Annotated in this window: 25 protein-coding genes; 3 read left to right on the plus strand and 22 right to left on the minus strand. The window is 68.5% G+C overall.

Going from position 1 to position 21,216, the window contains the following annotated elements; translation table 11 throughout:
- Positions 1–17: 17 nt before the first annotated feature.
- Both ACI2JZ_RS02930 and ACI2JZ_RS02935 read right to left on the minus strand, forming a co-directional pair.
- Positions 18–962 carry a tetratricopeptide repeat protein gene (locus ACI2JZ_RS02930; protein ID WP_404596467.1) on the minus strand — a complete coding sequence of 315 codons (945 nt, stop codon included), beginning with the start codon at positions 960–962 and terminating at the stop codon, positions 18–20.
- Entirely contained in the window at positions 959–2,956 is a 1,998-nt protein-coding gene (locus ACI2JZ_RS02935; RefSeq protein WP_404596468.1) for a glycosyl transferase, read from the minus strand. Before ACI2JZ_RS02935 ends, ACI2JZ_RS02930 begins: the two co-directional genes overlap by 4 nt.
- A gap of 179 nt (positions 2,957–3,135) precedes the next feature.
- On the opposite strand from ACI2JZ_RS02935, the gene ACI2JZ_RS02940 reads away from it, so the two are divergent.
- Complete coding sequence (locus ACI2JZ_RS02940; protein ID WP_247622578.1) at positions 3,136–4,191, plus strand: AI-2E family transporter; 1,056 nt, start codon at positions 3,136–3,138, stop codon at positions 4,189–4,191.
- Positions 4,192–4,197: 6 nt separating this feature from the next.
- Here ACI2JZ_RS02940 and ACI2JZ_RS02945 read toward each other — a convergent pair whose 3' ends face one another.
- From ACI2JZ_RS02945 to rpsB, 9 genes are all read right to left on the minus strand, one after another.
- Positions 4,198–4,914 (minus strand): alpha/beta hydrolase, encoded by a 717-nt coding sequence (locus ACI2JZ_RS02945; RefSeq protein WP_404596774.1) that lies wholly within the window; start codon positions 4,912–4,914, stop codon positions 4,198–4,200.
- A 2-nt stretch (positions 4,915–4,916) separates the two neighbouring features.
- On the minus strand, positions 4,917–5,204 hold the full coding sequence (locus ACI2JZ_RS02950; RefSeq protein ID WP_247956090.1) for a hypothetical protein: 288 nt from the start codon (positions 5,202–5,204) through the stop codon (positions 4,917–4,919).
- Positions 5,205–5,213: 9 nt separating this feature from the next.
- Positions 5,214–5,792: a transglycosylase SLT domain-containing protein gene (locus tag ACI2JZ_RS02955; protein ID WP_247632296.1), complete on the minus strand. Its 579-nt coding sequence runs from the start codon at positions 5,790–5,792 to the stop codon at positions 5,214–5,216.
- Between the two features lie 158 nt (positions 5,793–5,950).
- On the minus strand, positions 5,951–6,523 hold the full coding sequence (locus ACI2JZ_RS02960; protein WP_247632297.1) for a DivIVA domain-containing protein: 573 nt from the start codon (positions 6,521–6,523) through the stop codon (positions 5,951–5,953).
- On the minus strand, positions 6,520–7,659 hold the full coding sequence (locus ACI2JZ_RS02965) for a phosphatidate cytidylyltransferase (RefSeq protein ID WP_404596469.1): 1,140 nt from the start codon (positions 7,657–7,659) through the stop codon (positions 6,520–6,522). Before ACI2JZ_RS02965 ends, ACI2JZ_RS02960 begins: the two co-directional genes overlap by 4 nt.
- Positions 7,660–7,665: 6 nt before the next feature.
- A complete protein-coding gene (gene frr / locus ACI2JZ_RS02970) occupies positions 7,666–8,220 on the minus strand; it encodes a ribosome recycling factor (RefSeq protein WP_247622583.1) in 555 nt (184 codons plus the stop codon).
- A 68-nt stretch (positions 8,221–8,288) separates the two neighbouring features.
- Positions 8,289–9,005, minus strand: coding sequence for a UMP kinase (gene pyrH / locus ACI2JZ_RS02975; RefSeq protein WP_247622584.1), 717 nt, complete (start codon positions 9,003–9,005; stop codon positions 8,289–8,291).
- Positions 9,006–9,096: 91 nt separating this feature from the next.
- Positions 9,097–9,924 (minus strand): translation elongation factor Ts, encoded by an 828-nt coding sequence (tsf, locus tag ACI2JZ_RS02980; protein WP_247622585.1) that lies wholly within the window; start codon positions 9,922–9,924, stop codon positions 9,097–9,099.
- Positions 9,925–9,968: 44 nt separating this feature from the next.
- A complete protein-coding gene (gene rpsB / locus ACI2JZ_RS02985; RefSeq protein WP_247622586.1) occupies positions 9,969–10,919 on the minus strand; it encodes a 30S ribosomal protein S2 in 951 nt (316 codons plus the stop codon).
- Between the two features lie 300 nt (positions 10,920–11,219).
- Here rpsB and ACI2JZ_RS02990 point away from each other — a divergent pair, with 300 nt between their 5' ends.
- A complete protein-coding gene (locus ACI2JZ_RS02990; protein WP_404596470.1) occupies positions 11,220–11,765 on the plus strand; it encodes a murein hydrolase activator EnvC family protein in 546 nt (181 codons plus the stop codon).
- Positions 11,766–11,772: 7 nt separating this feature from the next.
- On the opposite strand, the gene ACI2JZ_RS02995 is transcribed toward ACI2JZ_RS02990, so the two are convergent.
- From ACI2JZ_RS02995 to ACI2JZ_RS03035, 9 genes are all read right to left on the minus strand, one after another.
- Positions 11,773–12,678 carry a tyrosine recombinase XerC gene (locus ACI2JZ_RS02995; protein WP_404596471.1) on the minus strand — a complete coding sequence of 302 codons (906 nt, stop codon included), beginning with the start codon at positions 12,676–12,678 and terminating at the stop codon, positions 11,773–11,775.
- Between the two features lie 58 nt (positions 12,679–12,736).
- Complete coding sequence (gene dprA / locus ACI2JZ_RS03000) at positions 12,737–13,927, minus strand: DNA-processing protein DprA (protein WP_404596472.1); 1,191 nt, start codon at positions 13,925–13,927, stop codon at positions 12,737–12,739.
- Entirely contained in the window at positions 13,924–15,453 is a 1,530-nt protein-coding gene (locus tag ACI2JZ_RS03005; RefSeq protein WP_247632302.1) for a YifB family Mg chelatase-like AAA ATPase, read from the minus strand. Before ACI2JZ_RS03005 ends, dprA begins: the two co-directional genes overlap by 4 nt.
- Positions 15,450–15,812, minus strand: a complete 363-nt coding sequence (locus ACI2JZ_RS03010) for a YraN family protein (protein WP_247622591.1) — start codon at positions 15,810–15,812, stop codon at positions 15,450–15,452. The genes ACI2JZ_RS03005 and ACI2JZ_RS03010 overlap by 4 nt, the downstream gene beginning before the upstream one ends.
- 116 nt (positions 15,813–15,928) lie before the next feature.
- Entirely contained in the window at positions 15,929–16,255 is a 327-nt protein-coding gene (locus ACI2JZ_RS03015; protein WP_247622592.1) for a DUF2469 family protein, read from the minus strand.
- Positions 16,256–16,308: 53 nt separating this feature from the next.
- A complete protein-coding gene (locus tag ACI2JZ_RS03020) occupies positions 16,309–16,968 on the minus strand; it encodes a ribonuclease HII (protein ID WP_247622593.1) in 660 nt (219 codons plus the stop codon).
- The gene (gene lepB, locus ACI2JZ_RS03025) at positions 16,965–17,699 is read right to left on the minus strand and encodes a signal peptidase I (protein WP_247622594.1); all 735 of its coding nucleotides are present in this window, start codon (positions 17,697–17,699) and stop codon (positions 16,965–16,967) included. The genes ACI2JZ_RS03020 and lepB overlap by 4 nt, the downstream gene beginning before the upstream one ends.
- Positions 17,700–17,816: 117 nt before the next feature.
- Positions 17,817–18,164: a 50S ribosomal protein L19 gene (rplS, locus tag ACI2JZ_RS03030; protein WP_247622595.1), complete on the minus strand. Its 348-nt coding sequence runs from the start codon at positions 18,162–18,164 to the stop codon at positions 17,817–17,819.
- A 167-nt stretch (positions 18,165–18,331) separates the two neighbouring features.
- Positions 18,332–18,820, minus strand: a complete 489-nt coding sequence (locus ACI2JZ_RS03035) for an MFS transporter permease (RefSeq protein WP_404596473.1) — start codon at positions 18,818–18,820, stop codon at positions 18,332–18,334.
- A 113-nt stretch (positions 18,821–18,933) separates the two neighbouring features.
- Here ACI2JZ_RS03035 and map point away from each other — a divergent pair, with 113 nt between their 5' ends.
- Positions 18,934–19,716, plus strand: coding sequence for a type I methionyl aminopeptidase (gene map / locus ACI2JZ_RS03040; RefSeq protein ID WP_247622597.1), 783 nt, complete (start codon positions 18,934–18,936; stop codon positions 19,714–19,716).
- 12 nt (positions 19,717–19,728) lie between these two features.
- On the opposite strand, the gene ACI2JZ_RS03045 is transcribed toward map, so the two are convergent.
- Together ACI2JZ_RS03045 and trmD are read right to left on the minus strand one after the other, a co-directional pair.
- The gene (locus ACI2JZ_RS03045) at positions 19,729–20,469 is read right to left on the minus strand and encodes a class I SAM-dependent methyltransferase (protein WP_404596474.1); all 741 of its coding nucleotides are present in this window, start codon (positions 20,467–20,469) and stop codon (positions 19,729–19,731) included.
- A 44-nt stretch (positions 20,470–20,513) separates the two neighbouring features.
- Positions 20,514–21,209, minus strand: coding sequence for a tRNA (guanosine(37)-N1)-methyltransferase TrmD (trmD, locus tag ACI2JZ_RS03050; protein WP_247956083.1), 696 nt, complete (start codon positions 21,207–21,209; stop codon positions 20,514–20,516).
- Positions 21,210–21,216 lie beyond the last annotated feature (7 nt).

The raw sequence follows: 21,216 nt of genomic DNA on the forward strand, positions 1-21,216 counted from the left end.
CGAGCCGGAAGCGGTGATCAGAAGAGGAGCGAGGTCAGGCGGTTCCGCGCCGAGACGACGCGAGGGTCGCCGGCACCGATGAGTCCGAAGAGCTCGACGAGACGCTCGCGAACCGGTGTGCGCTCATCCGACGGGAGCTGTGCGAACAGATCGAGGAGACGTCCGAAGGCATCGTCGACGTGCCCGCCCGCGAGATCGAGGTCGGCGACGTCGAACTGTGCCGCGATGTCGAGCGGTGCCGCCGCAGCGGCGGCACGAGCGGTCTGCAGATCGAGCGACTGCACGCGATCGAGCAACCGCACCTGTCCGAGCCCGGCGATCGCGTCCTCGTCGCGGGGGTTCTCCGCGAGCGCCTTCTCGTACGCGACGATCGCGGCGGCGTAGTCGCCCGCCTCGATCGCAGCGAAGGCCTCGGCGTGAAGTGGCGGCAGCGCGGGCTCCTCGGGAGCCGCAGCCTCCTCGCCGACCGGCGCGCCGTCGACCGCCAGCGAACCGGTCACGCCGTTCTGCGCGGCGAGCTGCAGCAGCTGCGCGAAGACTGCGCGCACCTGCTCCTCGGGAACGGCGCCGTTGAACATCGGCACGGGCTGTCCGGCGATCAGGGCGACGACCATCGGGATGGACTGCGCGCGGAAGCTCTGCGCCAGCTGCGGATTCGCATCGACGTCGACCTTCGCCAGCAGCACACGCCCGCCCAGCTCGCGGGTGACCTTCTCGATGATGGGGCTGAGCTGCTTGCACGGCCCGCACCACTCTGCCCAGAGGTCGACGACGACGGGCACCGTGCGCGACAGCTCGAGCACCTGCCCGAACGTCTCGTCGGTCGCATCGATCACGAGATCGGCGAAGGGGGTGCCCGCGGCGGGCGCCGCCGGGGCGCCGGGCGCGGGAGCGGCCGGCCGGTTGCGCAGGCTCGACAGGTCGACGGCACCACGCAGCGCCGCAGGAGACAACTCGGTCACTTGATCACCTCTACGGAGACGAGATCCTGACGCGATGCCAGGAGTTTGATCTGCTCGGTGGATCCCTGCGCGGGGACCGAGAAGAAGAGCTGGAACTCATAGGTCGTCACGACGCCCTTCGCGGACTCCGAGACGCCGGTGAGAGCATTGGCCTTCGCGTTGTCCCCGAAGCGGATGACGGCGTCGGCGGACGTCGGCTTCACGGTCTCGGCGTCGGTCAGCGTGATGCCGACGATCGCTCCGCTGTCGAGGGTCGTCATCGAGACGGCGGGGGTGTCGGTCGGCGCCATGTCGAAACTGACCTCGGACGTCTCGGCCGCACCGTTGTCGATGAGGTTCTGGACCACCGTCTGCCGACTGTCGCGGATCGAGGTCGCGAGCTTCTGCGAGAGATCGTCGAAGAGCCCGTTGGAGGCGCTCTTCTCCCCCGTGTCGACGACGTCCGCGAACGCGGCGGCGAGTTCGCCGGGAGCGATGCTGAGGAAGGCGGAGTCATCCGGGACCAGCGCGGTGCCGAGCCAGGCGGCGGCGACGTCCGGGAACACCGCGTCCGCCGACATCTCCGCGATGTTCGTCACCTTGTAGTTCGACCACGGATCCTGCTGCGTCATGGTGAGCAGCACGGGCGGGACGGTCTCGTCGTCCGCGCTCTTGGAGAGCAGGAGCGTCGTACGGGGCCAACGATCGGTCGCCTCGGGGAGCACGACCTCCACGTCGTCGGTGGGGATCGCGGCGGGAACGGGAGAATCGGCGATCGCGGTGCGCAGGGCGTAATCCGTCGTGCGAGCCGTCAGCGCCGGTCCGTCGAGCCGCGTCTTGGCGAGATCGAGATCGCGGTTCGTGTCGGCTTCGACGAGTGTGGTGGAGATCTCGCCGAGGATGCGTTCGGCCTGACCCTCGGTGACGGCCGGCGGCTTCTGGTTCTCGGGGGCGATCACCGTCGGAGTGGGCGACGGTGTCGCCTCGGGAGCGCCCAGTTGCGGCCACGAATCGGACGAGCAACCAGCCGCGAGCACCGCGGTGAGCCCGAGGATCGGTACGACGAGGAGACGGCGACGCCGGCGAGCGGGATCTGCGGCCTTCATCGTCGACTTCCCCTCGGTCTTCTCGTCCGTCTTCTCGCCGGTCTTCTCGTCGGTCTTCTCGTCTGCGGGCGCATCGGGCTCATCGACGATCTCGGCGTCCTGGACGTCGTCGTCGGTGGCCTGCGGCTTCGCCGGGGTCGCTCCGCTCTCTATCGCTGCGCGTTCGCCCGCGGGCAGGGAAGCGAGGTCGATGGGTTCGGTCACCGGGAGCGGACCCGGGCCCTTGCGACGCGGACCGCGACCGCGACGCTGATGACGGATGCCGAGCACGTAGAGGATCAGCCCCACCAGCAACAGCACACCCCCGCCTGCCATGAGCGGACCTGCGGCCGGGGTGGACGTGTCGAGCGGCCAGGACGCCACGATGTCGTCGGGCGCGTTCTCGGTCCCGTCGTAGGCGACGAGCACGCTGACTCCCTCGGGGAGACGGAGATTGTCGAGCGACAGCGAGTCGGTGTCGCTGAAGGAGTTCAGCCACAGGTCGGATCCGACGGGGTTGCGTCCGCTGTCTGCAGCGGGGTCGTCCTCGGCGGTCGGCTCCTCCGTCGCGGCGTCTCCCGAGTCGACTGCGTCATCCTCGGCCGCAGGCGCGGCGATGTGTTCGACCTGGAAGGATCCGTCGTCGTCGACGGTCACCTGGTTGTAGTCGGAGTCGGCGAGCCACGCCTCCATGTCGGCCGTGCGTCCGTAAGCGGAGAAGATGTCGCCGTCGCCGCTGATCAGCAGCGTCTGCGCGCCGGGGTGGGCACGCAGCACATCCCCGTCGAGCAGGATGAACGGCGCAGGCTCTTCGATCTGCACCTTCTCCTGCACCGAATCCGGCCCCATGAAGATGGTGCGCTGAGCGATGCCGGCACCGATCACGGCCGCGGCCAGGACGAAGGCCACGACGGCCCATACGAAACGCACGAATAGTCTCCTCACGCATCCCGCACGATCGGCCGGGACGCAACACTCGACATTTCAGACTAGCGAAACCACCTGTGTGTTGCCCACAAGGGTGATTCCCCCGGTGTGGAACGGCACGTCGCGCGGGCTGCGCGTGGCACGATCGGTAGCCTGGCAGCACCCCGACACGAGGAGTCGAGATGAAGATCCACAACCCCTTCCGCACCGCCCTGGTGGCGACGCTCGGAGTGGGCCTCGGCATCCTCCTGATCGGAAGCCTGCAGAACCTCTCCACCGTCCTGCTGTACGTCGGCACCGCGCTGTTCCTCAGCCTCGGACTCGACCCGGTGGTCGCATTCCTCGAACGCCGCAAGCTCCCCCGCTGGCTCGCGGTGCTCGTCACCATCCTCGGAGTGCTGGGCGTCTTCGCGGGCATCGTCCTGATGGTGCTCCCCATCCTGGTCGATCAGATCAGCCAGCTCGTCCGGCGCATCACGCTGTTCCTGCAGAGCACCTACATCGGCGACGTGAAGGACTGGATCAGCGATGTCTTCCCGGGCCTGCAGCCCTCGTTCATCGACGACACGTTCACGCGTGCGACCGACTGGCTGCTCGAGAACTGGGGAACGATAACCGAGAGCGTGATCGTGGTCGGCACCTCGATCATCACCGGCCTGTTCGGCGCTTTCATCGTGCTGATCCTCACGGTGTACCTCACGGCATCCACTCCCTCACTCAAGCGCGCCGTCTACCAGCTCGCGCCGGCCTCGAAGCGGGAGCGCTTCATCGACCTGGCCGACCAGATCACCGACTCGGTCGGGTACTACGTCATGGGCCAGGTCTCGCTCGGCGTGATCAACGGCGTGCTGAGCGCGATCTTCCTCTCGATCATCCAGGCGCCCTTCCCTGCCGTGCTCGCGGTCATCGCGTTCTTCTTCTCGCTCATCCCGCTCGTGGGTACGCTCACCGGCTCCACGCTCATCGTGCTCATCTGCCTGATCCCGGGTCTCGGATCCCCCGCGACCGCGATCGCCGCCGGCATCTACTACCTGATCTACATGCAGATCGAGGCGTACGTGATCTCTCCGCGCATCATGAGCCGCGCCGTGTCGGTACCGGGTGCGGTCGTCGTGGTCGCCGCGCTCGCCGGCGGCAGCCTGCTCGGCCTCCTCGGAGCGCTCATCGCGATCCCCGTCGCCGCGAGCATCCTGATCATCTACCGCCAGGTACTCATCCCCCGCATGAACGAGCTCTGACGCCGCTCAGCGCGGTGCCGGCCACTCTGTCGGCAGCGGAAGGGCCGCCGGGTGGACGGCGGCCACGATCTCGGTGAGCACACGGCGCGTCTGCGACTCCCCCACCCAGAGGTGCTTGCCGCCGTCGACGGCGATCAGCGTCGCATGCGGGATCGAGGCGAAGCGCTCACGCGCCTCCTCGGGCCGGAGGTAGTCGTCGAACTCGGGGACGAGGATCACGACCGGCCGATCGAACTGCGCCCACGCGGCGACCTCGGCGTCCGTCGCGCGATGCAGGGGCGGAGAGAGCAGGATGACGCCCGCGATGTCGTGATCCCGCCCGTATTTGAGGGCCAGCTCCGTGCCGAACGACCATCCGAGCAGCCAGGGGCGCGGCAGCTCGCGCTCGTGGACGAACTCCATCGCGGCGGCCACATCGAACTGCTCCGCCGCTCCCCCGTCGAACGCCCCTTCGCTCGTGCCGCGGGGCGACGTCGTCCCCCGCGTGTTGAACCGCAGGACGGCGAGGTTCGCGAGGGCAGGGAGGCGCGCCGCGGCCTTGCGCAGGATGTGCGAGTCCATGAACCCTCCCGCGGTGGGGAGCGGGTGAAGAGTCACGAGGGTCGCGACGGGGTCGGCCCCTTCGGGGAGCGCGAGTTCACCGACGAGCGTGAGGCCGTCGGCCGTACGCAGCTCGATGTCCTCCCGCTGCGCGGGCAGTTCGAGCGGTCCGCGGATCTCGATGGTCACGATTGCCTCCAACAGTGTGTGTGCCAGTGCCTGCGTGCGGCGAGGTCGGCGGCATCGCCGAGGACTCCATCGGCGCGCCAGGCGACGAGATGAGCGGTGCCCGGTTCGATCGTGCGAGAGCACCCGGGGCACACGTAGGACTTCTGGGCCTGGATCGCCGAGACGGGCTGCACGGTCCACTCCGCACCGCGACGGGTCTCGGTACGCTTCCACCCCGCGAGGAGGCGTTCGAAGGACTCGTCGGCCTCAGATCGCGAAGGAGGCCGCCTGCGGGAGCGGGGCATCGTGCCTGCTCACCACCAGTGGTTGTTGATCCAGAAGTTGTAGGCGCCGGCCCAACTGCCGTAGCGCCCGGTCGCGTAGCCGCTCGCCCAGCGCAGGTTGTCGACCGGGTCGTACCCGTTGCCCGGCACCTTGCTGCAGGGCAGAGCCTGCACGAGGCCGCAGGCACCCGAACTGCTGTTCGTGGCGTTCGGGTTCCACCCGCTCTCGCGCGACACGACGTAATCGACGTAGCCCCAGTCGGCCTCGGCGATTCCCGCGGCAGCCATCCAGTCCGCCGGCGCTCCGCCACCGGTGTAGAAGAGCGGGGCCGCGGGGGCCGTCCCTCCCGAGTTCGATTTGGAGGCCGTCGTCGGCGTGGGCGTGGGGGTCGGCTTCGGCGTCACGTAGACCTCGAAGGATCCGCGCTCGACCGGAGCGATCTCGGCGCCTTCGACCGTCACCGTCAGATTCTGGGTGTCTTCGAGTGCGACGGAGTACGCGCTGTCCGGCGTCTCCTGCTCGGGCGGATCCGCGAGAGCGACGGCGGTCGGTGCGACCATCGCGGCCGCGAAGCCGACGACCGCGAGCGATGCGAACGCCGCGACCACACCGCGGCGACGCGACCATCGACGAGTACCACGATGCGCGGAATTCGCCGTCGCCACAGGTACCGGCGAGGCGTCACGTCGTGCAGGTGTCATGTCGTTTCGGGAGTTCACGATGGTCGACAGTCTACGCAAGACTGCCTGGGACGGCCATGAGAAGGTCAGCGGACGGCGAGGATCACGTCGATCGCCGCGTCGAGCAGGGCGTCCACCTGCTCCTCGCGATAACCGCCGCGCTGCATCCGGAAGGCCGCCGAACGCAGCTGTTCCGCGCTCAACGCGTCGCCGTCGCGAAGGTAGCGCACGATGCGCGTCGCCACGTGGTCGACCTCGTCGACGCGGTATCCGAAGGTGAGTGCACCCGTGCGGGCGAAGCGGTGACGGCGCGGACGCGCGAGATGGTCGAGGATCACCTGAGCCTCGTCGCGTGCCTGCTCGACCCAGACGCCCGCGCCCTCGGAACGCACGGCACGATCGCGCTCGCGCGCCGCGAAAGCGTCCTCGACACGGCTCAGCGCGGCGTCGACGTCACCGACCACGTAGCCGCCCTTCACGAGCGGGAACGAGGCTGTGCGGACATCCGCCGCACCGAGATCTCCCCCGTGCTCGAAGGCGGCGCGCGCCGAGGCGAGAAAGGTGTCGACGGCCGCAGGGTGATATCCCTTGGTGCGCCCCGTGGCGACGGCGAAGGCCGCACGGGAGGACTGCTGCTCTTCGGTCTTCTGGTCGTTCATGACAGCACCACCCAGGGAGAGAGGAGGAAGTAGAGGCAGAGGGCGGGGACCGTCGACGGCAGGATGCTGTCGAGCCGATCGAGCAGTCCGCCGTGGCCCGGAAGCCAGGAGCTCATGTCCTTGATCCCGAGATCGCGCTTGAGCATCGACTCACCGAGATCGCCCAGTGTCGCCGACAGCAGGATGGCGGCACCGAAGATGAGCCCGCCCCACCACGGCAGTTCGAGAAGGTAGATCGCGAGCAGCACACCCGCGGTCAGCGAGGCGACGACCGCACCGGCGAAACCCTCCCAGGTCTTCTTGGGGCTGATCCGCGGAGCCATCGGATGCCGCCCGAAGGCGAGGCCGGCGGCGTACGCGCCGGTGTCGGCCGCGACCGCGATGGCGATGAAGCCGAGCACCCACCACTGTCCGCCCTCCTGCCCGAGCAGGATCAGCGCGATGGCTGCGAGGAAGGGAACGTAGACCTGCACGAAGCCGCCGATGACGGCATCCGCGAGTACATCACCGTAGGTGCGCCCGTCCTGAGCGAACATCTGCGCGATGAGCCTCCAGACGATGACGAATGCCACGGCGAGGAACAGCACGATCCAGCACAGCCAGATATCCGCGAAATAGCCGGAGAGCACGAGCGCGCCGGCAGCCACCAGCTGCGGGACGACATCGATCCGGCGGCCGGATGCCCGGAGAGCCCGCGCGAGTTCGTAGACCCCGAGCAGCGCAGCCGCCAGGGCGAACGGAACGAAGAGCACCTTGATGAACAGGAGGGAACCGAGAAGAGCCGCACCGAACGCGAGGCCGATGAGGATCGCGAGCACGAGGTCACGACCCGTGCGCTGCTTGATCCGCTCGTTCGCCTGGTCGATCTGGTCTCGGGCATGCGAGACGTGACTGCCGAACTCGTCGCGCTTCGCCCGCCACTGTTCACGGATGGCGTTGTGGTCCGCCGTGTCGATCATGTCAGGGATCACCACGGCCGGCTCGTCCGGGAGCGGAGGGCGGGGCGGGATGAGCGAGGCGTCGAAGGCGGGGAACGCCTCGTCCGCCAACGGGATGCCCGAGTCCGGCGTCGTCGCATCCCGCGCCTCGCGGCGGGTCAACGGCGCACCGTCCTCGGAATCTCGCGTGTCAGACATCCGTCCTCACACCTCGAGGAGTTCTGCCTCTTTGCGCTTGAGCGCGTCGTCGATGAGGTCGACGTGCTGGCGGGTGAGAGCATCGAGCTCCTTCTCGCCACGCGCGATCTCGTCTTCACCGACCTCGCTCTTGAGCGCATCGAGGTCGTCCTTCGCCTTGCGGCGGATGCCGCGGACGTGGACCTTCGCGTCCTCGCCCTTCGACTTGACGAGCTTGACGTACTCCTTGCGACGGTCGGCCGTCAGCTCCGGCATCGTCACGCGCACGAGATTGCCGTCGTTCGTCGGGTTCGCCCCGAGGTTCGGCATGTCGCGGATGGCCTGCTCGATCGCCTTGAGCGCCGACTTGTCGTACGGCGTGATGACGAGGGTGCGCGCCTCCTGGTTGACCATCGAGGCCAGCTGACCGATCGGGGTCGGCGTTCCGTAGTAGTCGACGAGGACCTTCTGGAAGAGCTGGGGGTTCGCGCGACCGGTGCGCACCGTGGAGAAGTCCTCCTTGGCAGCTTCGACCGCCCGGTCCATGCGGGTGGTGGTTTCAGCGAGGACGTCCGCGATCACGGTGACTCCTATCGTCGGGGTGTTCTGCAAATTCTATCGGGCGAAGCCTTCTCCGCCGCGTCACACACTCAGGTGGTGACCAGGGTGCCGATCGGCTCACCGAGAAGGGCGCGCGTCACGTTGCCCGCGGGCTCCATGCCGAAGACGCGCATGTTCATGTTGTTGTCCATGCACAGGCTGAAGGCGGTCGAATCGACGACCTTCAGTCCGCGCTGCAGCGCGTCGCTGTACGTGACACGCTCGATGCGCTCGGCATCCGCGTGCTTGTTGGGGTCGGCCGTGTAGATGGCGTCGACGCCGTTCTTCGCGACGAGGACCTCCTCCGCGCCGATCTCGAGCGCGCGCTGAGCGGCGACCGTATCGGTGGAGAAGTACGGGAGGCCGGCACCGGCACCGAAGATGACGACGCGGCCCTTCTCGAGGTGACGCTCCGCCCGGCGCGGGATGTAGGGCTCGGCGACCTGGGTCATGGAGATCGCGGACTGCACACGCGTCGCCGCCCCGGCCTGTTCGAGGAAGTCCTGCAGCGCGAGCGCGTTCATCACGGTTCCGAGCATGCCCATGTAGTCGGCGCGCCCCCGGTCCATGCCACGCTGGCTCAGCTCGGCGCCGCGGAAGAAATTGCCCCCGCCCACGACGATGGCGACCTCGACGCGGTCGACGGCTGCGGCGATGTCGCGCGCGATCTGGCCGACGACATCCGGGTTGACACCCAGCTGACCGGCGCCGAATGCCTCTCCGGAGAGCTTGAGAAGGACGCGGCGGCGTCCGGTGCGTTCGGTCATGGGTGTTGTCCTCTCGTCCCGATTCAAGATAGTGCCTTCTGGGCATGAAGAAGGGGTTCGGATCTCACCGATCCGAACCCCTTCGACTCTGCTACGCGCCGACCTTGAAGCGCGCGAAGTCCGTCACGGTGATACCGGCGTCCTTCGCCACCTGGGCGACAGAGAGCTTGTTGTCCTTGGCGTAGTCCTGCTCCAGCAGGGCGACCTGCTTGATGAACGCGGAGACGCGGCCTTCGACGATCTTGGGGAGAGCCGCTTCGGGCTTTCCCTCGTTGCGCGAGATCTCGGTGACGATCTCCCGCTCCTTCTCGACGGCGTCAGCCGGAACGTCCTCGCGGGAGAGGTACGACGGGTTGGCGAACGAGATGTGCTGCGCGATGCTGCGAGCGGTGTCCGCGTCGTCGCCCGAGTAGGCGACAACGACACCGATCTGCGGCGGCAGGTCCTTGCTGGTGCGGTGCAGGTAGACCTCGACGTTGTCGCCGGCGATCGTACGCACACGACGCAGTTCGACCTTCTCGCCGATGATCGCAGCCTCTTCCGAGATCAGCTGCTCGACGGACTGACCCGCCGCGTCGGCGGCCAGGGCCGCCTCGACCGAGTCGGCCTTGACGGCTGCAGCGGCGTCGGCGACCTTGTCGGCCAGCGCGATGAAGCGGTCGTTCTTGGCGACGAAGTCGGTCTCGCACGCGAGCTCGATCAGCGTCACGGCACCGGCCTGCTCGCGAGCGACGACGAGTCCCTCGCTGGTCGAACGGTCAGCGCGCTTCGCGTTGCCCTTCGCACCCTTGAGACGCAGGATCTCGGTGGCCTTCTCGACGTCTCCGTCGGCCTCCTCGAGCGCCTTCTTGGTGTCGACCATTCCCGTACCGAGCTGCTCACGCAGCGCCTTGAGGTCAGCGATGGTGAAGTTGGCCATGTGTGGTGGCTCCTTGCTTCGTGATGTGTGTGGTGGTCGCGGGATTACTTGGCGTCTGCGGCCTCGGCGGCGGCGACCTCAGCGGTCTCCTCACCGGAAGCGGCGGCGATCGCCTCGTCGTGAGCCTCGGCACCGGCCGCGTCGGCAGCGGTCTCGTCGGCGGCGGGCGTCTCGACGACGGCGGCCTCGTCAGCCGCGGTCTCGACGGCAGCGGCGTCAGCGGACTCCTGGACCTCCTGGGCGGGAGTCTCGAGGAGCTCCTTCTCCCAGTCGGCGAGAGGCTCGGCGTCGCCCGTCTCCGGGTTGTGCTTCTGCTGCAGGCCCTCGGCAGCGGCGTCGGCGATGATGCGCGTCAGCAGCGAGACCGAGCGGATCGCGTCGTCGTTGCCGGGGATCGGGTACTGGAAGTCGTCCGGGTCGGCGTTCGTGTCGAGGATGCCGATCACGGGGATGCCGAGCTTCTTGGCCTCGTCGATGGCGAGGTGCTCGCGCTTGGCGTCGACGACCCAGATGGCCGACGGCGTCTTGGTGAGGTTGCGGATTCCACCGAGCGACTTGTGCAGCTTGTCGAGCTCGCGCTTCTTGAGCAGGAGCTCCTTCTTCGTGAAACCGCTGTTCGCCGGGGTCTCGTAGTCGAGCTCCTCGAGCTCCTTCATGCGCGCGAGGCGCTTGGAGATCGTCTGGAAGTTCGTGAGGAGTCCACCGAGCCAGCGCTGGTTGACGAAGGGCTGACCGACGCGCGTGGCCTGCTCGGCGAGGATCTCCTGCGCCTGCTTCTTGGTGCCGACGAAGAGGATCGTGCCACCGTGGGCGACGGTCTCCTTGACGAAGTCGTAGGCCTTGTCGATGTAGCCGAGCGACTGCTGCAGGTCGATGATGTGGATGCCGCTGCGCTCGGTGAGGATGAAGCGCTTCACCTTCGGGTTCCACCGACGGGTCTGGTGTCCGAAGTGCACGCCGCTGTCGAGCAGCTGGCGGATGGTGACCACAGCCATGGTCGTCTCCTTGTTCTGGCGCGGTGCGCCGTTGAGGTTTTCGCCGATCGTTCGATCGGACTTCCTGGTGCCCGGCGCACAACCGCCTTCCGAGGAAGGACCTGTGGGAGTGGATGCCACGACCGGAGTCGCTCTGGGCACGCGTAGTCACCCCGATTTCGAGGTGCCCCTCCAGCATACAGGACAACGACCGCCTGTCCTGCTCTCCACGGGCGGCGACATCGCGCACTTCTCCCCCGCCTCCGGGCCTGTCGCTCGGACTCACGTCTCGTCGGCCTGAACGACCCGCAGACTCTCGGCATGACCCCGCCCGGACGTGTCTTCCTGATCGCCGCCCTCCTCATCGCGCTCGCACTCGGCGCGAACGATCCTGCGATCGCCGCCCTCGAGCCCGACCCCTCGGTCCGGTCCTACTCGTCGGAGAACGACGCCGCGTGGCGCTGGCCCCTCGACGGCCCGCGATCCGTGACGGCGCCGTACCGCGCTCCCGCTCACGCCTACGGGGCCGGCCACCGCGGGATCGACATCGCCGGCGCTCCGGGACAGGAGGTCCGTGCACCCGCGGACGGCGTCGTAGCCTTCCGGGGAACCGTCGTCGACCGTCCGCTGCTCACGATCGACCACGGCGCCGGATACGTCTCGACCTTCGAGCCGCTCGCCTCCTCCCTGAATCCCGGCGACACCGTGGTGGCGGGAGACATCGTGGGGGTCGTCGCGCAGGGTGGGCACAGCATGGTCGGCACCCTGCACGTGGGGGTGCGCCTCGACCGCGTCTACATCAATCCGCTCCTGCTCTTCGGCGCCCCGGCCAGAGCGGTCCTTCTGCCGTGCTGCGACGGTTCGTGACGCCCGCTCAGGCGCGCGGGTGCGCGAGACGGTAGGTGGCGGTCAGTCGCTCGGCGGAGACGTGCGTGTAGATCTGCGTGGTACCCAGGCTGGCGTGGCCGAGGATCTCCTGCACGGCGCGCAGGTCGGCGCCGCCGTCGAGGAGGTGCGTCGCCGCCGTATGCCGGAGTGCATGTGGACCGACCGTCTCCGACCCCACGAGAGGGCCGAGCACTTCTGCCACCAGCGAGTACACCGCGCGCGGTCCGATTCGCCCGCCGCGGCTGCCGAGGAAGACGGCGGCACCGGGGGCATCGCTCCGGGCGACGAGCGCCGGGCGCGCGCGCCGCAGGTACGCGTTCAGCGCCTCACGGGCGGGCACCCCGAAGGGCACGACTCGTTCCTTGGCACCTTTGCCGAGCACGCGCGCGGTACGGCGATCGACGTCGAGATCGTCGATGTCCAGTCCGCAGAGTTCGGAGACACGGATGCCGGAGCCGTAGAGCGTCTCGAGGATCGCATGGTCGCGGAGAGCGAGCGGGTCTCCGCCGGCGGTCGCGCGGATGCGGTGCTGCTCGAGAAGCGAACTCATCGCGTCCTTCGAGGCCACGACCGGCAGGGTGCGACCGCGCTTCGGAGCGATCAGGCGGAGACTCGGATCGTGCGCGATGATCTCGTGCTCGGTCGCCCAGGTGAAGAACGATCGCGCCGCCGCCGCGCGGCGCGCCAACGTCGAGCGTGCATCTCCGCGCTGGGTCGCTTTCCACAGCCAGTCTCGGAGCACGTCGAGATCGACGTCGCCGATCGTGATGTCTCCGGCCGACGCTGTCAGGTCCCGCAGGTCGGAGCGATAGGCGCGCACCGTCGCCGCCGACAGCCGGCGCACCCGCTCGAGGTACTCCGTGAAGGCCTGGACGGCGGCGGCGAGCTGCATGGCTCCAGCATGCACCGGATGACGGTGCGAGAGATCGCACCTCGCCGCCGCGGCTCGATCAGCGGGTCGCCGCGCGCACCCACCCCGCATCCGATCGTGTCAGGATCCCCTCGAGGTCGAGCAGACCGAGTAGCGCCCGCACCCGCTCGGGGGCGAGACCGCTACGCCGACAGATCTCCATGACGTCGAGCGGCGTCCGCGTTCCGAGAGCGTCGAGCAGACGGGTGCGATCCGGATCTTGGCGCCGCGAAGCCGACGCCTCCTGCGTGTCGTCGCCCCAGAGCTCGCGGACCTCCGCCGCGCAGGTCACACAGCGTGCGTCGTACTCACGGAGCAGGCGATGGCATCCTGCCGAGGCCGCCGAGGTCACCGGCCCCGGCACGGCTCCGAGGGGTCTCCCCAGCGCCGCCGCGTGACCTGCCGTGTTGAGGGAGCCGCTCCGCCATCCCGCCTCGACGACCACGGTCGCCTGGCCGAGTGCCGCGATCAGACGGTTTCGGGCCAGGAAGCGCCACTTCGTCGGTGCGGCTCCGCACGGCAACTCGCTGACGACCGCCCCGTGCCCGGCTATTCGGGTGAAGAGCTCCTGGTGTCCGGAGGGATACGCGCGGTCCACACCGCCCGCCAGGAACGCGATGGTCGCCCCGCGGACTCCGAGCGCCGCACGATGCGCGACGCCGTCGATGCCGTACGCCCCGCCCGAGACGACCGTCGCACCGCCCGCGGCGAGATCTCCGGCGATCTCGGCGGCGATGTGCTCGCCGTACCCGGTCGCCGCGCGAGCGCCGACGATGGCCACGCGCGGGGTCGTCCTCAGGAGTCGGGCGTCCCCGCGAACCCACAGCGCCGGTGGAGCGTGCTCCCCCAGGTCGTCCAGCGAATCCGGCCAGTCCGGGTCGCCGGGGATCACCAGGCGCGCACCGACCTGGCTCGCACCGTGCAAGGCGTCGACCAACGCACGGGTCTGCGCACGCGGCCGCCAGCGCGCTCTCCCTTCCGCCAACGCGCGATGCGCCCGTGCGGAGCCGTCCACACGACCATCCGCCGGACTCGGCGCATCGAGGGCAAGCTCGAGGGCACCTGCGGCACCGAGTTCCCGGATCAGCGAGCCCGCGACGCCGTCGCCCGGTTCCGCGAGCACCGACCACGCCGCGCGAGCGATCGCCTCCGTCGATACGCCCGCCTCACCTGCTCGGAGAGCGGACGCCGCATGCGCGACCTCCCGGTCGCCGATCATCTCGTGGGTCACGGCGTCATCCCCCTCTTGAGGAGCAGCGCTCGACCGATCTCATCCTGTCGAGGACGCGCGAGTCCGGCGAGGTCGGCCATCGTCCACGCCAACCGCAACACCCTGTCGTAGCCGCGCAGGGTCAGCGCTCCCCGCTCGAGTGCGCGATCGAGCGGCTGACGATCCGCGGAGTCCAGGCGGAACTCCCCCTGCCGGAGCCACGTCCCCGGGATGTCGGCGTTCCGCGACCACGGCGTCCCCGTCCACCTCGCGGCGGCACGACCCCGCGCATCGGCGACGCGTTGTCGAGCGGCGGCCGTCGAGAATTCGGAGCGGCCACCTGCGGTCGCGCGCGATGCAGCCACTCTCGCGACACGCAACTCGATGTCGACACGGTCGCGGAGGGGTCCCGAGAGCCGGGTCGCATATCGTCTGATCGCCTGCGCCGGGCAGGTGCATTCCGCGCCGCGCACGCCGTAATTGCCGCACGGACACGGATTCATCGCGAGCAGGAGTTGGAAGCGCGCGGGGAACCGTGCGGTGAACCCCGAACGGATCACCTCGATCGCGCCGGATTCGAGCGGCTGGCGAAGCGCGTCCAGAGCCACCCTCGAGAACTCGGCCGCCTCGTCGAGGAACAGCACGCCGCGATGGGCGCGCACGATCGCGCCGGGACGCGCCACCCGCGATCCGCCGCCGACCAGCGCGGCGACCGATGCGCTGTGATGCGGTGCCTCGATCGGTGGGGTCCGGTCGAGGCACGCCACTCGGTCACCCATCAGCGAGCGGATCGAAGCGACCTCGAGTGCTTCGCCTTCGGTGAGCGGTGGAAGGATTCCGGGGAGACGTCGCGCGAGCATCGTCTTGCCGGCGCCAGGGGGACCGCTGAGGAGCATGTGGTGCCCGCCCGCTGCGGCGACCACGAGCGCCTCGACCGCCGACTCCTGCCCCACGATGTCCGCGAGGTCGAGCGACTCGCTCGGTTCCTCCTCCACGGCGGGCGGTTCTTCGACGGGCACCTCGGGGATCTCGACATCCGCCCCGTGCCAGACCGCCACCTCCGCGAGCGAGCGCGCCCCGCGGACCTCGATCCCGGTCACCAGTCGCGCTTCGGCTGCGTTGGCCTGGGGCACGATCACGCGCTCGAAGCCTGCCCTCGCCGCCGCGAACACCGCGGGGAGCACTCCGGCCACCGGTCGAACGCGACCGTCGAGACCGAGCTCGCCGACGTGCACGGTGCCCCGGATCGATCGCGGGGAGATCGCATCCCCCGCAGCGAGTGTCGCGACGGCGACCGCGAGGTCGAAGCCCGATCCGTGCTTCGGCAGGCTGGCCGGCGAGAGATTCACCGTCATCCTTCGCCGCGGGAGGTCGAGTCCGGAGTTCTTGCATGCGTTGTGCACGCGCTGCACCGCCTCTCCGAGCGACTTGTCGGGCAGCCCGATGATCTTGAACTCCGGCGTCTGGTTCGAGAGGTCCGCCTCGACCTCGACCATGTGTCCGTCCACCCCTGTGATGGCGACCGCCCAGGTGCGTGTGGTGCTCATACGAGGTCCGCCACGTGCTCGAGCGAACCGGATGACGGGTCGTGACCGACGATGCCCACCACATCGAGCCTGATCCGACGCCCCCGAGCATGAAGCGGGTGCGCGACGGCCCAGGCGTGGGCGAGCCCCCACATCCGCCGCTTCTTGCGCGCGTCGATCGCCTCGAACGGATGACCGTAGTCGATCGTCCGCCGCGTCTTCACCTCGACGAAGACGAGGTCCTCGCCCTGGAGAGCCACGATGTCGATCTCACCTTGTGCGCAACGCCAGTTGCGGTCCAGGAGTGTGTACCCGGCGCCGACGAGATGCCGCGCCGCCCGTTCTTCCCCGGCTCTACCGAGGTCATCCTTCGCTGCCATTCAGACAGCATGACGATCGTGGCACCCGCGCGGCGGGGCGGACTCCGAGCGTCCACCGCACGGCGGAAACCCGGGCCTCAGGCGTCAGCCGTGCAGGAGAGGTGCGCTTCTCCGACTCACTCGCCGTCGAGCGACAGTTCCTGGGGAAGTTCGAACTCCCGGCGCTGCAGCTCCTCGACGTTGACGTCCTTGAAGGTCAGCACACGCACGGCCTTCACGAAGCGATCGGCGCGGTAGATGTCCCACACCCACACATCGCTCATCGAGATCTCGAAGTAGAAGTCGTGCTCCGTGTCGCGACGCACGACGTTCACATCGTTCGCCAGGTAGAACCGACGCTCGGTCTCGACGACGTACTGGAACTGCGAGACCACGTCTCGGTACTCGCGGAACAGCGCGAGCTCGAGCTCGCGGTCGTAGTCGTCGAAGGCTTCCTCATCCATGGTGGTTCCATCCTAGGGTCGCGAGAGTACGCGTGCGGCACCGCACCGGGCGCTCAGAACAGGGCGGGAGCATCGGCGATCGCCCACGACGCACGATGCAGCGGGGAGAGCCCGAGCGTGCGGATGGCCTCTCGATGCTCGGTGCTCGCATATCCCTTGTTGCGATCCCACTGGTACTGCGGGTAGTCGGCATGGAGGTCGGCCATGTGCGCGTCGCGCGCGACCTTCGCGATCACGGATGCCGCCGAGACGGAAGCGCAGTCCCGATCGCCTTTGATCACCGGACGCACGTCGAGTACGGAATGATGCACGGCCGAGAGATAGTCATGGTTCCCGTCGAGCAGCACGACCGCCCCCGCGGTCGACGTGCCCTGCGCGACGACCGCATCGACGGCACGGGAGGCGGCCAGACCCAGTGCCCGGATGATGCCGACCTCGTCGACCTCCGCGGCACTGGCCCATCCGACCGACGAGGCGCGTACCCATGCCGTCGCCCGCTCCGCGACGTCGGGTCGACGTCGCTCGGTGACGAGCTTGGAGTCGCGGAGCCCCTCGGGCACACGACGTCGCGCTCCGGCGGCATCCATCACCGCCGCGCCCACCGCGACCGGGCCCGCGAGCGCTCCGCGACCGACCTCGTCGAGCGAGATGATCAGGGCGCTGTCTCCGAGGATGCGCCGCTCGAGCGTGAGGGTCGGGGAAACGACCGTCATTCTTCGTCCGGAACGCTGTCGAAGGCTTGGTGGTGTCCGTCGATCGCCCCGATCCGCCCGAACGGCCAGGTCGTCAGGAAGGCCTTCCCCACGACATTCGACACCGGGACGAAGCCGCCGCTGGGAAGCTCCTGATGCGCTCGCGAGTCCCGCGACCGAGTGCGATTGTCGCCGAGCAGCCACAGCGAGTCCTCGGGCACGACGACGTCGAAAGGTTCGTTCGACGCCGCGGTGTTCCCTTCGGGGAGGTTCAGGTAGTCGAGCTCGTCGATCGGAGCACCGTTGATCGTGATCTGGCCGAGTGCGTTGCAGCACACGACGTGATCGCCGGGGAGGCCGATGATGCGCTTGACGAGATGGTCCTGCGAGTCGGAGGCGGAGATGCCGATGAAGGTCAGCACGCCGTCGATCGCCTGCACGAGCGGAGGGGATGCCGGCGGCTGCGGCTGGTCACCCAGCCATCCGCCCGGGTCCTGGAACACCACCACGTCACCGCGCTCGTATCCCGTCCATCGCGGCGTGAGCTCATCGACGAGGATGCGGTCGTTGACCATGAGCGTGCGCTCCATGGATGCCGAGGGGATGTAGAACGACCGGACGATGAAGGTCTTGACCACGAACGAGACGAGCGCGGCGATCAGGATGATGATCAGCACATCGCGCAGGAAGACCAGCAGTCCACGGCGCCGCCTCGTGCCCGTGGCGGGCGCGGCGGAGGGTTCAGAGGTCATCGGCATCCTTCGTCAGTCGTGCGTGCCATCGAGCGGCAGTATCAAGGTTCGCATACTGGGGACGAAACAAAGCACCCCAGGACATCGTGTCCTGGGGTGCTGTGGAGATGCGGCGACTCAGCGGTCGCGCTTCTCCTTGATCTTCGCCTTCTTGCCACGCAGCTGGCGCAGGTAGTAGAGCTTCGCACGGCGGACGTCACCGCGGGTGACGACCTCGATGTGGTCGATCACCGGCGAGTGCACCGGGAAGGTACGCTCGACGCCGACCTGGAAGCTGATCTTGCGGACCGTGAAGGTCTCGCGCACGCCGTCGCCCGAGCGGCCGATGACGACGCCCTGGAAGACCTGGATACGCGAGCGGCTGCCCTCGGTGATGTTGACGTGCACCTTGACGGTGTCACCGGGGAAGAAGTCCGGGATGTCCGAACGGAGGGAAGCCGCGTCTACGGCGTCGAGGATCTGCATGATCGTCTCTCTCTGCACTCGCCTCAGGTCGCATGCATGGTGGAAGGAACAAGAATGGGTGTGCACCGTACGGGGCCGAAGCATCCGCGGGCTCCCCTGAGGCAGAACCGGTCACGGCACAAACATCTATTCTGCCATGGATGACCGCAGCCGCCAAAACACGCGTCTCAGCCGAGCGGGTCCTTCTCCTGCACGACGATGACCTCGCGCGGGCGAGGCTCCGGTGATGCGTCATCGGATGCCGGGAACGAGGACCAGGCGATCGTCTCGCGGAACCGCGCCCCGCTCCCTTTCGCCTCACTCCAGAGCTGCCACCCCTGCAACCAGACGAGTGCGAGGCCGACGATCACCGCGGCGGTCAGCAACCATGGGAAGACCCCGGGGATAAAGCATCCGACCGCGATCGTGAGACCGTGCCAGAGCGTGAACCCGGCCACGTCCCACCACGACACGGCACGGTCGGTGCGCACCGATGGACGCGAACGAGTGAGGAGGGTGAGGAGGAGCTGGCCCAGGAACACCGACGGGATCGCGATGAACAGCACCCAGAGGATGGCCCATCCGCCCTGGAACACTCCCCCTCCGACGAGGAGCCACAGGGGCAGGAGGAAGGCCGCCGGCAGGAGCCAGCGGAAGAACGCCCGTCGCAACCACATGCTTCGATGGTATGCCGGTGGGCGGCGGCTCGCACGGCTGTTCGCTGTGAGCGCGGCGACGCCGCGTCCGCCCGGATCGGGGAGAATGGACGAGGACGAGAGGACTCCCCCGAATGATCGAACTGCGCACCCCTGCCGAGATCGACGAGATGCGCGCAGCCGGCCGCTTCGTCGCGGAGACGCTGGCCACGCTGCGCTCCGACACGAAGGTCGGGACCAACCTCCTCTCCATCGACCGTCGCGCCCATGACCTGATCCGTCAGCGCGGTGCCGAGTCCTGCTACATCGACTACCACCCGTCCTTCGGTGCGAGCCCGTTCGGGAAGGTCATCTGCACATCGGTGAACGATGCAGTGCTTCACGGGCTCCCCCACGACTACACGTTGCGTGACGGCGATCTCGTCTCGCTCGACTTCGCCGTATCCGTCGACGGATGGGTGGCCGACTCCGCCGTGTCGTTCGTGGTCGGCACCCCGCGCGACGAGGACCTCCGGCTGATCGAGACGACGGAGCGCGCACTGGATGCTGCCATCGCCGCGGCCGTCGTCGGCAACCGGATCGGCGACATCTCGGCATCCGTCGCAGCCGTCGCCCATGGCGAGGGGTACTCGATCAACACGGACTTCGGCGGGCACGGAGTGGGTCGCACGATGCACGGCGACCCCCACGTCGCGAACGACGGTCGCGCCGGACGCGGATTCCCGCTCCGCGACGGACTCGTGCTCGCACTCGAGCCCTGGTTCCTCGCGACGACCGACGAGCTGGTGACCGACCCCGACGGCTGGACTCTGCGCAGCGTCGACGGTTCGCGCGGCGCGCACTCGGAGCACACCGTCGCGATCACCGCGGACGGACCCATCGTGCTGACCGACCGATCGTTCCTCGGGGTCGACTGAGCGTCCTCGCGGTCACGCCGTCCGGCGGTACCTGTACGCCTCGGTGAGCTGCGGGAGAACCAGCTCCGCCCGCCCACTCGTCTCGGGGGCGTCGTCGAGGACCGTTTCGATCGCCGCTAGCATCTCGGTCTTCGATCGGCGGTCGGCGACGAGGACACTGCTGATCGTGCCCCACCGACGCAGGTAATCATCACGTGAGATGTTCTCGGACCACGCGATCACCGCACGCGAGTCGAACTCGAAGCCGGGAAGATCCTCGACGGCACTCCCGGTCGTCTGATCCTCGACCCCCACTGCCGGATGAGCGATGCGGTGAGCAGCGCGGTCCCAGGTGCAGGCGGGATCGGAGTGGTTCCAGACCAGCCCCAGGACACCACCGGGCGCCAGAATGCGAGCGATCTCGGCACACGCCGCCTCGCGCTCGAACCAGTGGAACGCCTGTGCCACCGTGACCGCGTCGACGGAGGCGTCGGAGAGGGGGATGCTCTCGGCCGTGCCGAGATGCGCCGTCACATCGACCAGCTTCGCCCGCAGCACGTCGAGCATCGGTTCGGACGGCTCGACTGCCTGGACGGAGGTCGCGCGACCGATCAGAAGCTCGGTGAACTTGCCGGTTCCGGCATCGAGGTCCAGCACCGCCCCGACCCGCTCCGGCAGGATCAGGTCGGCGGCGGCATCCGGGAAGCCCGGTCGATAGCGGTCGTAGTCCGCTCCGATGGTCTGGAAGGAATCCGCGAGCGCGCGATCGATCATCCTCGGACGCTATCACCGAGAAGGAGGAGGTCTATCCGTCCCCGTCAGTCGGCGTCGTCGGCGAGCAGATCCGGTCGACGCGCTCGCGTGCGCTCGAACTGCTGATCACGGCGCCACTGCGCGATGCGCGCATGGTTCCCGCTGAGGAGCACCTCCGGAACGGCGCGCTCCCGCCAGACCGCCGGCTTCGTGTACGAGGGGTACTCCAGCAGGCCGTCCTCGTGCGATTCCTCGACCAGGCTCTCGGGATTGCCGACGACTCCCGGCACCAGGCGTCCGATGGCCTCGATCATCGCCATCGTCGCCACCTCGCCGCCGTTGAGCACGTAGTCGCCGAGACTGATCAGGCGGACTTCACCGAGCGCCGCGGCGTACTCGAAGACCCGCTCGTCGATGCCCTCGTACCGGCCGCAGCCGAAGACGATGTGCTCGCGCGTCGCGAGATCGCGCGCGGTGGCCTGCGTGAAGACCTCACCAGCCGGCGAAGGGAAGATGATCGTCGGACGTTCGGTGGCCGCGGCGACCTCGTCGAGCGCGAGCCCCCAGGGCTCCGGCTTCATCACCATTCCTGCACCCCCGCCGTACGGGGTGTCGTCGACGGTGCGGTGACGATCCGACGTCCAGTCTCGGAGGTCGTGGACGTTCAGGTCGAGGATGCCCGCATCGCGCGCCTTGCCGAGCAGGGAGAGCGTGAGACCGTCGAAGTACGACGGAAAGATGGAGAGGACGTCGATGCGCACGGGAGTG

It is taken from the genome of Microbacterium sp. NPDC087868, from assembly GCF_044900755.1.
In the GTDB taxonomy this organism is placed as follows: Bacteria; Actinomycetota; Actinomycetes; order Actinomycetales; family Microbacteriaceae; genus Microbacterium; species Microbacterium galbinum.

Excerpts from the sequence above, each read along its gene's own strand:
- ACI2JZ_RS03015 (WP_247622592.1), bottom strand. The coding sequence starts at position 16,255 with ATGGATGAGGAAGCCTTCGACGACTACGACCGCGAGCTCGAGCTCGCG.
- ACI2JZ_RS02965 (WP_404596469.1), bottom strand. The coding sequence starts at position 7,659 with ATGTCTGACACGCGAGATTCCGAGGACGGTGCGCCGTTGACCCGCCGC.
- ACI2JZ_RS03005 (WP_247632302.1), bottom strand. The coding sequence starts at position 15,453 with ATGAGCACCACACGCACCTGGGCGGTCGCCATCACAGGGGTGGACGGA.
- ACI2JZ_RS03020 (WP_247622593.1), bottom strand. The coding sequence starts at position 16,968 with ATGACGGTCGTTTCCCCGACCCTCACGCTCGAGCGGCGCATCCTCGGA.
- ACI2JZ_RS02990 (WP_404596470.1), top strand. The coding sequence starts at position 11,220 with ATGACCCCGCCCGGACGTGTCTTCCTGATCGCCGCCCTCCTCATCGCG.
- ACI2JZ_RS02995 (WP_404596471.1), bottom strand. The coding sequence starts at position 12,678 with ATGCAGCTCGCCGCCGCCGTCCAGGCCTTCACGGAGTACCTCGAGCGG.
- ACI2JZ_RS03045 (WP_404596474.1), bottom strand. The coding sequence starts at position 20,469 with ATGATCGATCGCGCGCTCGCGGATTCCTTCCAGACCATCGGAGCGGAC.
- tsf (WP_247622585.1), bottom strand. The coding sequence starts at position 9,924 with ATGGCCAACTTCACCATCGCTGACCTCAAGGCGCTGCGTGAGCAGCTC.
- lepB (WP_247622594.1), bottom strand. The coding sequence starts at position 17,699 with ATGACCTCTGAACCCTCCGCCGCGCCCGCCACGGGCACGAGGCGGCGC.
- ACI2JZ_RS02960 (WP_247632297.1), bottom strand. The coding sequence starts at position 6,523 with ATGAACGACCAGAAGACCGAAGAGCAGCAGTCCTCCCGTGCGGCCTTC.
- rplS (WP_247622595.1), bottom strand. The coding sequence starts at position 18,164 with ATGCAGATCCTCGACGCCGTAGACGCGGCTTCCCTCCGTTCGGACATC.
- ACI2JZ_RS03010 (WP_247622591.1), bottom strand. The coding sequence starts at position 15,812 with ATGGCAGCGAAGGATGACCTCGGTAGAGCCGGGGAAGAACGGGCGGCG.
- pyrH (WP_247622584.1), bottom strand. The coding sequence starts at position 9,005 with ATGACCGAACGCACCGGACGCCGCCGCGTCCTTCTCAAGCTCTCCGGA.
- ACI2JZ_RS02940 (WP_247622578.1), top strand. The coding sequence starts at position 3,136 with ATGAAGATCCACAACCCCTTCCGCACCGCCCTGGTGGCGACGCTCGGA.
- ACI2JZ_RS02950 (WP_247956090.1), bottom strand. The coding sequence starts at position 5,204 with ATGCCCCGCTCCCGCAGGCGGCCTCCTTCGCGATCTGAGGCCGACGAG.
- map (WP_247622597.1), top strand. The coding sequence starts at position 18,934 with ATGATCGAACTGCGCACCCCTGCCGAGATCGACGAGATGCGCGCAGCC.
- rpsB (WP_247622586.1), bottom strand. The coding sequence starts at position 10,919 with ATGGCTGTGGTCACCATCCGCCAGCTGCTCGACAGCGGCGTGCACTTC.
- ACI2JZ_RS03035 (WP_404596473.1), bottom strand. The coding sequence starts at position 18,820 with ATGTGGTTGCGACGGGCGTTCTTCCGCTGGCTCCTGCCGGCGGCCTTC.